This is a genomic window from Pseudomonas cannabina (assembly GCF_900100365.1).
Taxonomy (GTDB): Bacteria; Pseudomonadota; Gammaproteobacteria; order Pseudomonadales; family Pseudomonadaceae; genus Aquipseudomonas; species Aquipseudomonas cannabina.
In genome coordinates, this window is the sequence record NZ_FNKU01000001.1 from 2,620,911 (window position 1) to 2,634,749 (window position 13,839).

10 protein-coding genes and 1 pseudogene are annotated in these 13,839 nt (G+C 59.5%); 3 read left to right on the plus strand and 8 right to left on the minus strand.

From position 1 onward, the window contains the following. Window positions 1-189: 189 nt before the first annotated feature. The 4 genes from queF to BLT55_RS12180 all read right to left on the minus strand — a co-directional run bounded on the left by queF (window position 190) and on the right by BLT55_RS12180 (window position 4,392). Window positions 190-1,020 (minus strand): NADPH-dependent 7-cyano-7-deazaguanine reductase QueF, encoded by an 831-nt coding sequence (queF, locus tag BLT55_RS12165; RefSeq protein ID WP_055001987.1) that lies wholly within the window; start codon window positions 1,018-1,020, stop codon window positions 190-192. Window positions 1,021-1,130: 110 nt separating this feature from the next. Next, on the minus strand, window positions 1,131-2,375 hold the full coding sequence (locus BLT55_RS12170) for a lipoprotein-releasing ABC transporter permease subunit (RefSeq protein ID WP_055001986.1): 1,245 nt from the start codon (window positions 2,373-2,375) through the stop codon (window positions 1,131-1,133). 75 nt (window positions 2,376-2,450) lie between these two features. Beyond that, window positions 2,451-3,134: a lipoprotein-releasing ABC transporter ATP-binding protein LolD gene (lolD, locus tag BLT55_RS12175; protein ID WP_174518439.1), complete on the minus strand. Its 684-nt coding sequence runs from the start codon at window positions 3,132-3,134 to the stop codon at window positions 2,451-2,453. A 7-nt stretch (window positions 3,135-3,141) separates the two neighbouring features. Continuing rightward, entirely contained in the window at window positions 3,142-4,392 is a 1,251-nt protein-coding gene (locus tag BLT55_RS12180; protein ID WP_054080228.1) for a lipoprotein-releasing ABC transporter permease subunit, read from the minus strand. Between the two features lie 102 nt (window positions 4,393-4,494). On the opposite strand from BLT55_RS12180, the gene BLT55_RS12185 reads away from it, so the two are divergent. Together BLT55_RS12185 and BLT55_RS12190 are read left to right on the plus strand one after the other, a co-directional pair. After that, the gene (locus BLT55_RS12185) at window positions 4,495-5,082 is read left to right on the plus strand and encodes a PilZ domain-containing protein (RefSeq protein WP_007252223.1); all 588 of its coding nucleotides are present in this window, start codon (window positions 4,495-4,497) and stop codon (window positions 5,080-5,082) included. A gap of 57 nt (window positions 5,083-5,139) precedes the next feature. Next, window positions 5,140-5,862 (plus strand): glycerophosphodiester phosphodiesterase, encoded by a 723-nt coding sequence (locus BLT55_RS12190; protein ID WP_055001961.1) that lies wholly within the window; start codon window positions 5,140-5,142, stop codon window positions 5,860-5,862. 42 nt (window positions 5,863-5,904) lie between these two features. Here the strand turns inward: BLT55_RS12190 and sthA are convergent, their stop codons facing one another. Next, the gene (gene sthA, locus BLT55_RS12195) at window positions 5,905-7,299 is read right to left on the minus strand and encodes a Si-specific NAD(P)(+) transhydrogenase (protein ID WP_055001960.1); all 1,395 of its coding nucleotides are present in this window, start codon (window positions 7,297-7,299) and stop codon (window positions 5,905-5,907) included. A gap of 163 nt (window positions 7,300-7,462) precedes the next feature. After that, entirely contained in the window at window positions 7,463-8,446 is a 984-nt protein-coding gene (locus tag BLT55_RS12200) for an FAD:protein FMN transferase (RefSeq protein WP_055001959.1), read from the minus strand. 423 nt (window positions 8,447-8,869) lie between these two features. Between BLT55_RS12200 and tcuC the strand changes: the two genes are divergently transcribed. Further along, window positions 8,870-10,162 carry an MFS transporter gene (gene tcuC / locus BLT55_RS12205; RefSeq protein WP_007252219.1) on the plus strand — a complete coding sequence of 431 codons (1,293 nt, stop codon included), beginning with the start codon at window positions 8,870-8,872 and terminating at the stop codon, window positions 10,160-10,162. 66 nt (window positions 10,163-10,228) lie between these two features. Here the strand turns inward: tcuC and BLT55_RS12210 are convergent. Both BLT55_RS12210 and BLT55_RS12215 read right to left on the minus strand, forming a co-directional pair. Beyond that, a pseudogene (locus tag BLT55_RS12210) lies at window positions 10,229-11,396 on the minus strand (MFS transporter). Further along, the gene (locus BLT55_RS12215; protein WP_055001958.1) at window positions 11,389-13,836 is read right to left on the minus strand and encodes a lantibiotic dehydratase; all 2,448 of its coding nucleotides are present in this window, start codon (window positions 13,834-13,836) and stop codon (window positions 11,389-11,391) included. Before BLT55_RS12215 ends, BLT55_RS12210 begins: the two are co-directional and overlap by 8 nt. Window positions 13,837-13,839: the final 3 nt, after the last annotated feature.

Consider the following 13,839-nt stretch of genomic DNA (forward strand, 5'->3'; position numbering starts at 1 on the left):
GCGAGCAAGCTCGCTCCCACAGGGGCTAGGTGTATGGCGAGGTTGGCGCAGTCGCTGGGACTGTTGATCAGCTAGTCCGCCTTCGCGACTAAGGCGGACCGCCGCCCCGTCGCTCTCAAAGAGGGCGATGATCAGCCCACATCGTCTTGAAAGCCCTGCCAACGCTGAGCATGGGCACAGAAGTTGAGCCTACTGCCGAGCCAACCTGCGATTATCCACGCTAAGTACTTCAGTGCTGCGGTACGGATTGATATCCAGGCCACCACGGCGCACGTAGCGGGCGTAGACCGTCAGTTTCTCTGGTTTGAGCAGACGCTGCAGGTCGAGAAAGATCCTTTCCACACACTGCTCATGAAAATCCGAGTGCTGGCGAAAGCTGACGATATACGCCAGCAGGCTGGCGTGATCCAGCGCTGCGCCGCGATAGTCGACCACCACGCTGCCCCAGTCAGGCTGGCTGGTGACCGGGCAGTTGGATTTGAGCAAATGAGTGTGCACGCTCTCTTCAACCACGCGCGACCCGTCACAGCGCAGCAATTCAGGCTGCGGCCGGTCATAGCTGCTGACGGTGATTTCAAGGTCGTCGATGCAAACACCCGGCAAAGCCGCGACCCCCTCCCCTTCGATGTCCGCCAGGCTGCGAATACGCACGCCCACCGGCTTGCCGGCGGCCGCTGACAAGTCCTTTTCGAGCGTCGCCTGCACCAGCGCCACGCCATCGAAGGCGGTCTGGTTCAGGGAGTTGAGGTACAGCTTGAAAGACTTCGATTCGATGATGTTCGGCGAATCGGCCGGAATGCTGAACTCGGCAATCGCCACCACCGGCTTGCCCGACGGCAACAGCCAGGACAGCTCGTAGCAATTCCAGAAATCGACACCTTTGTACGGCAGCGTCTGCGCGGTCAGCCCGAGTTCGGCCCATTTTGCGGCGCGCGGGATCGGGAACAACAGGGACGGCGTATAGGTGGCGATGTATTCACTGGATTTGCCCAGCGGCGAGTGTTCGGCTGCGGGATGCATGGCGATACCTGGATCGAGAATTAACGCGGCGAGTCTATAGGGTTTGCTGCGGGCTTTCAGCGAAAAATCCACCTCGGCCCGCACGCCATCGCTAGGCGCAATATGCCTGATTACTCATAACGCAGCGCATGCGCCGGCTCGATTTGCGCCGCACGCCAGGCCGGGTAAACGGTGGCCAGGAAGCTCAGGATAAAGCCAGCGCTGCAGATCAGCAGTACATCGCCGCCCTGTAACTCGGAAGGCAGGTTGCTGATGAAATACACGTCGGAGCTGAAAATGTGCTGGCCGCTGACCCGCTCGATCCAGCCCACCAGACTGCTGACGTTCAAGGCAGCAATGATGCCGAGAACGCCGCCGATCAACGTGCCGACAATGCCGATCACCGTGCCCTGCACCATGAAGATGGCCATGATCTGCCGAGGCGTGGCGCCAATGGTGCGCAGGATCGCAATGTCGGCGCCCTTGTCATTGACCACCATGATCAGCGTGGCAATGATGTTGAACGCTGCGACAGCGACGATCATCAGCAACAACAGACCGATCATGGTCTTTTCCATTTTCATCGCACTGAACAGGCTGCCTTGCGTATGGGTCCAGTCATCGGCGTGATAGCCAGTGCCCAGCTCGGCGGCAATGGCGGTGGACACCTGCGGCGCCTTGTACAGGTCCTTGAGCGCCAGACGCACACCCTGCACCTGATCGGGCTGCCAGCGCTGCATCTGCGCGGCGTCGGCGATGTTGATCAGCCCCATCGAACCATCCAGCTCTGCGCCGACCTTGAAGATGCCGACCACGGTCAGGCGTTGCAGGCGCGGCGTGATGCCGCCCGGTGCTCTGCTGACTTCCGGCACGATCAGGGTCAGTTTGTCGCCGATCGTCAGGCGAAAACGCCGCGCGGTGAGATCACCCAGCACCACACCGAACTCGCCTGGCTTGAGGTCTGCAAGGCTGCCGCGGGTGATGTGTTGAGTGACGATGGAAACTTCGTGCTCCAACGCCGGGTCAACGCCGCTGATCTGGATCGGCTGCATCGAGCCCTTGTAGGACAGCATGCCTTCCATGTCGGTAAACGGCACGGCAGCGGTGACTTCCGGGTTTTTCAGGGCGGCGGCGGCCAGCGGTTTCCAGTCGTCCACCGGCGTAGCACCCGCGATCACTGCATGCGGCACCATGCCCAGAATCCGTGAACTCATTTCGCGCTGGAAGCCGTTCATGACCGACAGCACCACGATCATGGCCAGCACGCCGAGTGCCAGCCCGATCATCGAGGTCATCGAAATGAACGAGATGAAGCTTTTGCGGCGTTTGGCGCGGGTATAGCGCATGCCGATGAAAATGGGTAACGGTCTGAACATTCGCGAAGCACCGTAGAAATAAACACGTATGAAAACGTAGAACCCGGCGCGATGAACTGCGCCGGGCAGGGTCAATCAGGCCTCGACGAGGCGACCGCCTTCCAGACGCAGGACGCGGTCCATCTGCCGGGCAAGCCCCATGTCATGAGTCACCACCAGAAACGCCGTGCGCGACGAGGTGCTCAGCTCGCGCATCAGGTCCTGAATACCCTGCGCGGTGTGGTGGTCGAGGTTGCCGGTAGGCTCGTCGAGCATTACCAGGCCCGGCTGATTGACCAACGCACGGGCGATGGCAACGCGCTGACGCTCGCCGCCCGACAACTCCGAAGGCTTGTGCGCCAGACGATGACCAAGACCGACACGCTCGAGCAACGCCGTAGCACGCTGACGCGCCTCGGGAATCGCGGTGCGACCAATCAGCAGCGGCATGCAGACGTTTTCCAGCGCGGTGAACTCAGGCAGCAGGTGGTGGAACTGGTAGACGAAACCCAGTGCCCGATTGCGCAGCAGGCCACGGGCTTTTTCACCGAGCGCCGACAATTCTTCGCCGGCCAGCCAGACACTGCCTTCGGAGGGCGTGTCCAGCCCGCCCAACAGGTTCAGCAAGGTGCTTTTACCCGAACCGGAAGTCCCGACGATTGCGACCCGCTCACCCGGATGCAGCTCCAGTTGCAGACCGGACAACACCACGACCGATTCCGGGCCTTCCTCGTAGGATTTACCCAGGTTGCGGCAACTCAATACAGCTTTATCAGACATGCCCGACTCACTCATAACGTAACGCCTCCGCCGGCTGGGTGCGCGCAGCACGCCAGGCGGGATACAGGGTGGCGAGGAAACTCAAGACCAACGCCGCACCGCAGACCTGGAACACGTCCTGGGCCATCAGTTGCGAAGGCAGGTAATCAATGAAATAGACATCGGCATTGAGAAACTTGTGGCCGATCAGCCCTTCGAGCATCGAGATGGCAGCACTGACATTGAGCGCCGCCAGAATGCCCAGCGCCGCGCCGATCAGCGTACCGACCACGCCTATCACCGTGCCCTGCACCATGAAGATCGCCATGATCTGCCGTGGTGTAGCGCCCAGCGTGCGCAGAATGGCGATGTCGCCCTTCTTGTCGTTGACCACCATGACCAGCGTGGAAATGATGTTGAACGCCGCAACCGCCACAATCAGCAGCAACAACAGACCGATCATGGCTTTTTCCATGCGGATGGCCTGATAGAGGTTGCCGTGGGTACGCGTCCAGTCGCGGGAGTAGAAGTTGTTCTCGCCCAGTTTCTGGGCGATTTCCCACGACGTGCGTGGCGCTGCGAACAGGTCATCGAATTTCAGGCGCAGACCCTGCACCTGATTCGGCTTCCAACGGTGCAGACGGCCCAGGTCGTCAAGGTTGGTCAACCCGAGAAAGCCGTCGATCTCGCCAGCGCCAACATGAAAGATACCGGTCACTTCGAAACGCTTCATGCGCGGGAACATCCCGGCGGGCGTGACCGTCACCTCAGGGGCGACGAAGGTCAGCTTGTCGCCGATACCAACGCCCAGCTTGGCCGCGGCCTTGTCGCCGATCATGATGCCGAAGCTGCCGGGGGTCAGGCTGTCGAGCTGGCCCTGCTTGATAAAGTGGTCGATGATCGACACCTTGCGCTCCTCGACCGGGTCGATACCGTTAAGCAGCACCTTCTGGACCTTGCCGTCGTGGGTCAGCAAACCCTGCATTTGGGTGAATGGCGCAACCGCCAGTACCTGCGGGTTTTCCTGGACCTTCGCGCCCAGGCCACGCCAGTCGGTGATCGGGTCGGCGGATTCGATGGTGGCATGGGGTACCATGCCGAGGACGCGGGTGCGCATCTCGTGATCGAAGCCGTTCATGACCGATAACACGACTATCATCACCACCACGCCAAGGGCCAGGCCGATCATGGACGTGAGGGAGATGAAGGAAACAAAGTGATTGCGTCGCTTCGCACGGGTGTAGCGCGTGCCGATAAATACAAAAAGAGGTCTGAACATGTAGGATTTTGTTCGCAGGAATGAGGACGTCCGTGTGGCGGGCCTTGACGTGCAGCTTTACACTCGAAACTCTCTGACCACCGCCGCTAGCTTGGGTTCGCCATGTCGACATTAGATGAAGCAGGACGCCGCGAATACTACCGTATCGACGACAGCGTCGCACTGGAAATTAACCCCTTGTCTTCCGCCGACCAGGCAAGTCAGGACGCCATGCAGGACACCTCGACGCTGTTCGACCTGCTCAGCGAACTGCACGTCAGCGAGTTCGAATCGCAGCATTTGATGCGGCAACTCGATGAGCGCGACCGGGTGCTGAACAGTTTTCTCAAGTCGCTGAGCAAGCGCATCGACCTGCTGGGCGAAGTTGTCGCGCACACTGCGCTGGGCAAACTGGGCGCTCCTCAGCCGGTAAAACTGTCCGAAGGCGGGATTCAATTCAATTCGCAACAAGGTTTTGCAACGGGCGAACAGCTGTCGATCAAAATGGTGCTGATGCCTCAGGCAGCCGGGTTGATGCTGCGCGCCCGAGTGAGCCAGTGCGAGGCGCTGGCGGACGGCAGTTTCGAGATCAACACCGAGTTCGTCAATCTGCCGGATGCCCAGCGTCAATTGCTCGCGCGCCACGTGTTGCAGCGTCAGGCTCAACATCGGCGTCAGGCGCTGGAGCAAGGTCAGCCATCCGGGAATTAAGCTCCGGATACGTTAATTTCACATCAGCAGTCGGCGCCTTTCAGGCCAGGAGTACACGTGACCCTTATTTACGGCCACCGCGGCGCCAAGGGCGAAGCACCGGAAAACACCCTGGTCAGTTTCCAGGAATGTCTCAAGCATGGCGTGCGCCGTTGCGAACTGGACCTGCATCTTTCTCTGGATGGCGAGCTGATGGTCATCCACGACCCGACCCTCAAGCGCACCACCGACCGGCGCGGTAAAGTCAACGAGCATGCGGCCGCCGACCTGGTGACCTATGATGCGCGCAAGGGCGGCCCTGGCTGGGTTTCGCCCTGCCCGATTCCGCGCCTTGAGGAGCTGTTCGAGCAGTGTGATTTCGAGCACTGGCAACTGGAAGTCAAAAGCGCGTCACGCACCCGCGCCGCCAACACCGTGCTGGCGATTCGGGAAATGGTTCAGCGCCATGGTCTGCTGGACAAGGTCACCATCACCTCCAGCTCCCGCGAGGTACTGCGCGCCGCTCTTGACTTGACCCCGGACATCTCGCGCGGGCTGGTGGCTGAATACGCGTGGCTCGACCCGCTGAAAGTCGCGCAGAGTTATGGCGGTGAGATTCTGGCATTGAACTGGACACTGTGTACCCCGGAGCGCCTGCAGAAAGCACAGCGTCAGGGCCTGCATGTGTCGGTGTGGACAGTCAACGAACCTGCGTTGATGCGCAGGCTCGCTGATTTCGGCGTCGACAGCCTGATTACAGACTTTCCCGGTTTGGCCACCGCCACGCTCGGGAATCACTGAAATAGGTCTCCCCGGCCGGCTCAGGCCACCGGCCGGAGTCGCTTAAAAAAGCCGGTTGAGGCCGTCGTAAGCCGCGACCCGATAGGCTTCGGCCATGGTCGGGTAGTTGAACGTGGTGTTGACGAAGTACTTGATCGTGTTCGCCTCGCCCGGCTGGCTCATGATGGCCTGACCGATGTGCACGATCTCGGACGCCTGGTCGCCGAAGCAATGCACGCCTAGCACCTCACGCGTTTCGCGGTGGAAGAGGATCTTCAGCATGCCGACCCGCTCGCCGGAAATCTGCGCACGCGCCATGCCCTTGAAGAACGCTTTGCCGACTTCGTAAGGCACCTTGGCCTGGGTCAGTTCGTGCTCGTTCTTGCCGATCGAACTGATCTCCGGAATGGTGTAGATCCCGGTCGGCACGTCGTTGACGTAACGCCAGCTGCCGTTGTCGACCATGCTGCCCGCTGCTGAGCGACCCTGGTCATACGCAGCACTTGCCAGACTCGGCCAGCCGATCACATCGCCCGCGCCGTAGACGTTGGAAACACTGGTGCGGTAAGTCTCGTCGACCTCGATCTGGCCACGACCGTTGGCCTTCAGACCGATGTTCTCCAGCCCCAGCTTGTCGGTGTTGCCGGTACGGCCGTTGCACCACAGCAAGGCGTCGGCCTTGATTTTCTTGCCGGACTTCAGGTGCAGAACCACACCGTTTTCCAGCCCTTCGACCCGTTCGTATTCTTCGTTGTGGCGGACCATCACGTTGTTGTTGCTGAAGTGATAGCTCAGCGCCTGGGAGATTTCCGAATCAAGGAAGCTCAACAGCTGGTCGCGGTTGTCCACCAGTTCGACCAGCACGCCCAAACCGCTGAAGATCGACGCGTATTCGCAGCCAATGACACCCGCACCGTAGATGATCAGTTTGCGCGGAGTGTGGCCGAGGCTAAGGATGGTGTCGCTGTCGTAGATACGCTTGTGACTGAAATCGATGTCGGCCGGGCGGTATGGGCGCGAGCCGGTGGCGATGATGATCTGGTTGGCGACCAGCTTTTCGACCACGCCGTTGGAGCAGACCACGTTGATGCTGGTCTCGTCGGCAAAGCTGCCAGTGCCGAAGAACACGTCGACACGGTTGCGGGCGTAATAGGCGGTGCGCGACGCCACTTGCTTGGAGATGACCATTTCGGCGTTTTTCAACACATCCGGAAACGAAAACCAGCGTGGCTCGCCGATGGCCCGGAACATGGGATTGGTGTTGAACTGGATGATCTGTTTGACCGAGTGACGCAGAGCCTTGGACGGGATGGTGCCCAAATGGGTGCAGTTGCCGCCCACTTGCCGACGGCTGTCGACCATGGCGACCTTGCGCCCCGCCTTGGCGGCATTCATTGCCGCGCCTTCTCCGGCAGGGCCGGAACCCAGTACCACTACGTCGTAGTTGTAGACAGCCATGCGTACTCCTTAAACAGACCGAGGCGCCACTCTGGCATCTCTGGCTAAATCACGCGGCGCAGTCTAGCGCTGCACCGAGGCGGCGAACATTAACCCTTGGTCGCGTCGAAGGCCAATTTTTGTCTGCACATGTTTCTCGGCAAGGTGTGATTCACACCCTGAATCAGCGCGGCTGCTCTACGGCAAGACGATCAAACGACGCGTTGCTGCGGATGATAAAGCGCTTATCGGCACGAATCACAAAAAAAGCAGGGATTTTGCGTTCTTGCGCATAATTCCAGCCGCGCTCCGGGCCCAGAATCAGCAACAGCGAGGACAAGCCGTCGGCCATCAGCGCCGAGGGATGTATCACCGTCACCGACGCCAGCGCATGATCGACGGGTTTGCCGGTCAGGGCGTCGAGCGTATCGGACAGGCGCCGAGGATGACGCTCGGCGTAACGTCGGTAATCGCCCGCAGTAGAAACAGCATAGCCGTTCAGGGGAAAGACTTTCTGCGTGCCATAGCCTTCTTCACCTGGCGCGTCGAGGGTGATCCGCCATGGCGAACCATCGGGTTTGAAACCGTTGACCTTCACTTCGCCAGTAGCCTGCACAAGGTAGTCATGCAGCCCGAGCGCATCCATCCGCTGGCTGATGCGGTCGACCGCATAACCGGCGGCGATACTGTTGAGGTCCACTTGCACAGCGGCGCTTTTGCACAACTGCTGGCCGACGATGCGCACGTTGCGGTAGCCAACCGTACTGCGCGCCTTGGCCAGTTGCCGGGTGGACGGCAGTTGCTCAAACAGCGCGTGAGCCCCCAACCCCCAGAGATCGATCAACGGCTTGACCGTCAGATCGAAGGCGCCGTCACTGTCTCGGGAAAGCTGTTCGCCGACACCGATCAGCTTGAGAACCGCATCGGGCATGGTCTGGCAACTGTTGGCCGGCAAGGCGTTGAAACGCTCAAGGTCCGAATCGCTGCGCCATAGCGACATCTGATGATCGACCTCGGCCAGAATCGCTTCGACTTCCGGACGCAGCGCCGCCGCATCAGGTTGTGCCGCGCCCCGTACGTACACCACAGAATAATGGCTGCCCATGGTCGGCCCGCCGAAGCTTTCCAGCGTGCGCTCCTGAGTACAGCCACTGCCCGCCATTAACATCAGGCACCCTGCAACCCTGCCAAACCCTTGCAAATCCGTGCCCCGCACTCTCGAAAACCATTCAAAGCGACTTGCCTGCGATAGCCGGCAAGGCAGAAAACCCGGCATGAACCAGCAAGATACTGCGCTCGATCAAGACCACCAGGTCATTAAGTGGTCACTGAAGTCTGGATGGTTCCCGACGACCTGCAAACTGAACGTTTTTTACCAGCCTCACAGCCCGCCATAGCAGTGACACATCGCAACTTCACCTACATGTCAAGCGTCAGCTAACACATGGCAAATCGCCGAAACGGTTGTTTTTGAGCACTGTTACACATACTGTTACAAGTGTGCATCGCCATTCGCACACACGTAGCGGCGATGTAAACGGGATAACAACGACAACGGATTCCAAGCCGACGAGCCTGAGCGAGTAACTAAATGGCCTCCACCACCAGTAAAGGCAAAGCGATTTTTCGCGTTGTCAGCGGTAACTTCCTCGAGATGTTCGATTTCATGGTCTACGGCTTTTACGCCACGGCCATTGCCAAGACTTTCTTCCCTTCCGACAGCGCATTCGCTTCGTTGATGTTGTCGCTGGCGACCTTCGGCGCAGGCTTCCTGATGCGTCCACTGGGCGCGATTTTTCTGGGCGCCTACATTGACCGTCACGGCCGCCGCAAGGGGCTGATCATTACCCTCGCCATGATGGCCATGGGCACGCTGCTGATTGCCTGTGTGCCGGGTTATGCCACGCTGGGCGTGATTGCACCGTTGCTGGTGCTGCTGGGCCGTTTGCTGCAAGGCTTCTCGGCGGGCGTGGAACTGGGCGGCGTTTCAGTCTATCTGGCTGAAATCTCGACACCGGGCCGCAAGGGCTTCTTCGTCAGCTGGCAGTCCGCCAGCCAACAGGCTGCCGTGGTCTTCGCCGGTTTGCTGGGTGTTGGCCTGAATCATTGGCTGAGCCCGGAGCAGATGGGGGAATGGGGCTGGCGCGTGCCGTTCCTGATCGGCTGCCTGATTGTGCCGGCCATTTTCATCATCCGCCGTTCGCTGGAAGAGTCGCCAGAGTTCGAAGCCCGCACCCATCGTCCGACCCTGCGTGAAGTGGTGCGCTCGATCGGCCAGAACTTCGGCCTGGTGATCGGCGGCATGGCGCTGGTGGTCATGACCACCGTGACGTTCTACCTGATCACGGCCTACACCCCGACTTTCGGCAAGAACGAGCTGAATCTGACGGACCTGGAAAGCCTGTTGGTAACGGTCTGTGTCGGCGTGTCGAACTTCATCTGGCTGCCGATCATGGGTTCGTTCTCGGACCGTATCGGCCGCAAGCCGCTGCTGATTGCGGCCACGGTGCTGGCGATCGCCACTGCGTACCCTGCCCTGTCGTGGCTGGTCGCGAACCCGAGTTTCAGTAACCTGCTGATGGTCGAGCTGTGGTTGTCGTTCCTGTACGGCTCCTACAACGGCGCGATGGTCGTGGCGTTGACCGAGATCATGCCGGTCGACGTGCGCACCACCGGCTTCTCGCTGGCCTACAGCCTGGCGACCGCAACCTTCGGCGGTTTCACTCCGGCGGCCTGCACCTACCTGATCCACGCGCTGGGCAACAAGGCTGCGCCAGGCATCTGGCTGACCGGCGCAGCGGTGCTCGGTCTGGTTGCGACGCTGGTGCTGTTCCGTAAGGGTGGGCAAAAGCTTGAGGCGCCTGTCGCGGCGTCCGCTAGCTGATTCATCGCCGCACCGGTAAAGCAAACAAACCCCGGCCCGGGTTATCTCGGGCCGGGGTTTTGCGTTTCAGACCTTGCGCTGCCATGGCCGAAAGCTGAGCCAAAGCAGAAAACCCGGCACTTGCAGGGCAATCATCAGCCCCAGCGACCATTGATAGGCCTCAGGCGGATGCCCCGCCCCCTGTGCGACCGGCCACAGATTGAGCACCACGCCCATCAGCCATTGCAGGCAAAACGCGAGCACGAACACCACCAGATTGAAGGATGAACTCACCCTTCCCGCCAGCTCTGGCGACACCGACTGCGCGACGATGGCGTAATTCATGGTGGTCGAGGTGCCGAAGAAGCTGAAGCCCATGGCAATCAGATAAGGCGATACCGGCAAGTCGCTGACCATCAGCACCTGGAAGCCGATGAAGATCAGCATCCCGGTGCCGCAGATCATGATCGGCTGTACGCCGAACCTGCGCAGGTAATCGGTGATCGCGCCGAACGTCAGGGACCCCGCCACCATCGCGATGGCCCCGAACAACAGCACACTGGCCATCGCGGAATCACTCAAACCTGCCATGTCGCGCAACCACGGCCCCATCCACAATGACAGCACCGACATGTAGATGGCGTGTGCGAACACCGAGTACAACGCCAGACGCCAGAACGTCCAGGACGAGTACAGTTTGCCGACTGCGGCGAACATATCGCCGTAGCGAGTGTTTTTGCTCTGGTAGGTTTTGGGCACGCTGAAATGTATGACCACGGCCACGCAAAAGGTCAGCAGCGCCAGGACCAGAAACGCTTCGCGCCAGGTCAACCAGCTCAGCAGCGCATGCTTTGATCGCACTCATCAGCGAGCCCGCCACGCCCAGGCCGATCAGACCACGCCCGATCAACAGACCTGCCTCGCTGCTGGAGACACTGAAAATGACCGAACCGGCGACCGCAAATAAAAGCATCGGCGCCTGTACGCTGCGTGGACCATAACGGTCGAGCATCACGCCAAGCGGAATCTGCGCGGCGGCGAAGGTCAGAAAGTACACGCCGGTCAGCAAACCCAGACTGCTGGCAGGCAAGCTCAGGTCGGTTTGCAGATCGACGTAGATCACCGCATTGACGGTACGAAACAGGTAGGAAACGAAATGCCCCAGGCCAAAGGGAATGAAAATTGTCAGAAACAGCAGGAAGAAGCTGCTCTTGAGCTTTTGCTGCGAACCGTCCATGGCCGAACTGTTATTCATCACGCGTTACTCCATTGTCCCTAAAGGTTGTACGTATTTCACAACAGAAATGCCCGCGCGCTTCTTCGAGCCACAGTTGGTCCGGAGCAGGACACATCTCGGAAAACTTGACGTGCCCCGCTTTCTTCATCGAATTACTGACACCGTCGAGTGACAACGGGTTATCGAAATCAATGAAAATCGGCTTGGGTTCGATATCGATCTTGGCGAACACATAACGGGGCAAACCGTGCTCGACGGCCCACGCTCGCCATGCCAGCACGTCGTCGAGCTTGTCCACACTGAATTCAGAGCACGGCAGTTGCTCTGGACTGAACCACCACGAGGCGCGTTTGTACAAGGTCTTGCCCAAGCCTATTCGGCGTCGGTCGTTCTTGGCCACGACGCTGCCAGCCAAGGCAAAACCCAGTCGGTGCATAGGAGTGGGATACACGCACACCAAGTCTTCGCTGAATTGGCCGGCAATATCCTCGACGCGCAAACGTCCCTCGCTCATGACAAGACGAGCACGGCCGACGGCAAAGCGCTGATCCGCCGGCACGCAACCGCCGCCAGAAGGCAGTATCAGTTGTTGGTAGCACTCGAGCAAAGGCCAATCGATATGCGAACGCTGATAACTGTCCGGCGAGTCGGCAAGCACCAGACGAGGTCCGTCGAATATTTGCCGAACCTCCTGCTCGATCTCTTTATTGAACGGTCCGAAAGGCTCGGCTACTGGCTGACTGAGGGTGTGCACGCCCGGATGGACCTCTCCCAGAATGATTGAGTAGTCGCCCTGGTTCAGCGCGTCTGTCGAGGTACTGGAAATCAGGAAATCCGGAGAGTGAAAGTGGCTGCCAAATACGCTGAACGTCCGAACATCCAGACGCGTGTTCAGCTCGACAATCAGCCGCTCTATGTCCTCATGGGTCAACTGCACCTGTTCAGGGTCGTGTTTATCGCTCAGGACCTGCTGCCAGGCGTCTGCCAGCACTGCGTCCAGTTCCTCGATGATGCCCGCCTCGGCGTGTGCAATTACTGGTTGCACAGCGCCAAGAAAGGCCAGGAAGTTCACCGGATTATGCTCGTCCTCTGCCTGCAGACGTTGCCATACCTGAGCGTAGAAACCATTCAGTTGCCGAGCGCATGCCTTGATCAGCCATTGATGAATGCGCATCAACGGCGCCAGATCGGCATTGACCTGATCAAGTAAGGCGCCACCCAGGCTGATATCGATATTGCGCGAACAATCCTCGTAGACCGGGTAGCGACCGACATACATGGCGCCGCTCTCACGCGAAATATCCACGCCGGCTTCGCCAAGCAGCCGGTTCAGCTTGTCGAGGCTGGCAATGCGTACGGCCAGATCGCCTGTCGCATAGTCTTGCCGAATCGCTTCAAGGCCCGACAGACGTTCATGCCACTGAGTGCGGAAGTCATCAGACAGGCGCGCGTCGGCCAGAAAAGCGTGCAGCACCTGAACAGGCTTTCGTTCCCTGGGGGAAATCTGCCAGCCGCGACGCACAATCTGCTGGGCGACCAGATGATCGATCAGGTCGCGCAATTGCCCGGCGCTGACATCCTGCAACTCGGCCTGCAACCCGAACAGGGTCGGTGCCACAGCGCTCTGGCACTGAATGTAACCCAGCACTCTGGCCGTCAAGGCACTGACCTGACGACGTTTGTTGACGGGCAGATGCAACGTGTCTTGATTCAAAAAACAGCCCGGGTTGAGTTGCAACGGCATGAACTGCACATCAACGCAATGGCGATTCAACTGCTCGACCAGCCGCTGTACAACCCAGCTCTCGAAAAAGGTATGGCGTTCTCTGATCCAGCCGGGGCCGTGCTGCGTGATACGAACATGCTCGACCTGCGTACGATCAAACCGTCCCCAGGCCAGCGGGCCGAAAAAACTCGACGTATCATTTTTTGAACAGAATCGCTGTGCGTAGCTCCAGGCCAGGCGCAGTTTCTGCTTCTTGCGGCTGTCAGTTCTCGCATGGCGCTCTTGCCTGAGCTCCTGAAGCCGGGTCAGCGCGGTCGGGTTGGAAATGAACACGGCCTGCTCAACGTCTTCGTCGTCCACGAAATCAATCAGGGCCTGCCGCGCGCGTTCGAGAAACACGGCATATTCCTCATCCACTTCGACACGTTGCTTGAGCCGGCCAAGCCGCTCGTTCCAGTGCGCCAATTCATCCACTGCGTCATCACGCAGCGCCTCCGGAAGATCAGACACTTGCAGCGGCAGGTTTTCATTCAGCTTGCGGATCAGCTTGCGACAGGCCTGAGACGAGTGGCTTATGGACTTCTCTAACAGGCTGTCGCGTAGAGTATTCAGGGAGCGATAATCGGTTTCAAAATCCTTCAGCAACGGCAATTCGGCCATTTTCCCCAGGCGGGTCAGGTGATGCACCGCAAACCCGGTCGAGCGAAGCCAGAAATAGAGTGAGCTTTCCATAGG

Bases quoted from the DNA above. Each gene is read 5' to 3' on its own strand.
- queF (WP_055001987.1), bottom strand. From the start codon at position 1,020: ATGCATCCCGCAGCCGAACACTCGCCGCTGGGCAAATCCAGTGAATAC.
- BLT55_RS12170 (WP_055001986.1), bottom strand. From the start codon at position 2,375: ATGTTCAGACCGTTACCCATTTTCATCGGCATGCGCTATACCCGCGCC.
- lolD (WP_174518439.1), bottom strand. From the start codon at position 3,134: ATGTCTGATAAAGCTGTATTGAGTTGCCGCAACCTGGGTAAATCCTAC.
- BLT55_RS12180 (WP_054080228.1), bottom strand. From the start codon at position 4,392: ATGTTCAGACCTCTTTTTGTATTTATCGGCACGCGCTACACCCGTGCG.
- BLT55_RS12185 (WP_007252223.1), top strand. From the start codon at position 4,495: ATGTCGACATTAGATGAAGCAGGACGCCGCGAATACTACCGTATCGAC.
- sthA (WP_055001960.1), bottom strand. From the start codon at position 7,299: ATGGCTGTCTACAACTACGACGTAGTGGTACTGGGTTCCGGCCCTGCC.
- BLT55_RS12200 (WP_055001959.1), bottom strand. From the start codon at position 8,446: ATGTTAATGGCGGGCAGTGGCTGTACTCAGGAGCGCACGCTGGAAAGC.
- tcuC (WP_007252219.1), top strand. From the start codon at position 8,870: ATGGCCTCCACCACCAGTAAAGGCAAAGCGATTTTTCGCGTTGTCAGC.
- BLT55_RS12215 (WP_055001958.1), bottom strand. From the start codon at position 13,836: ATGGAAAGCTCACTCTATTTCTGGCTTCGCTCGACCGGGTTTGCGGTG.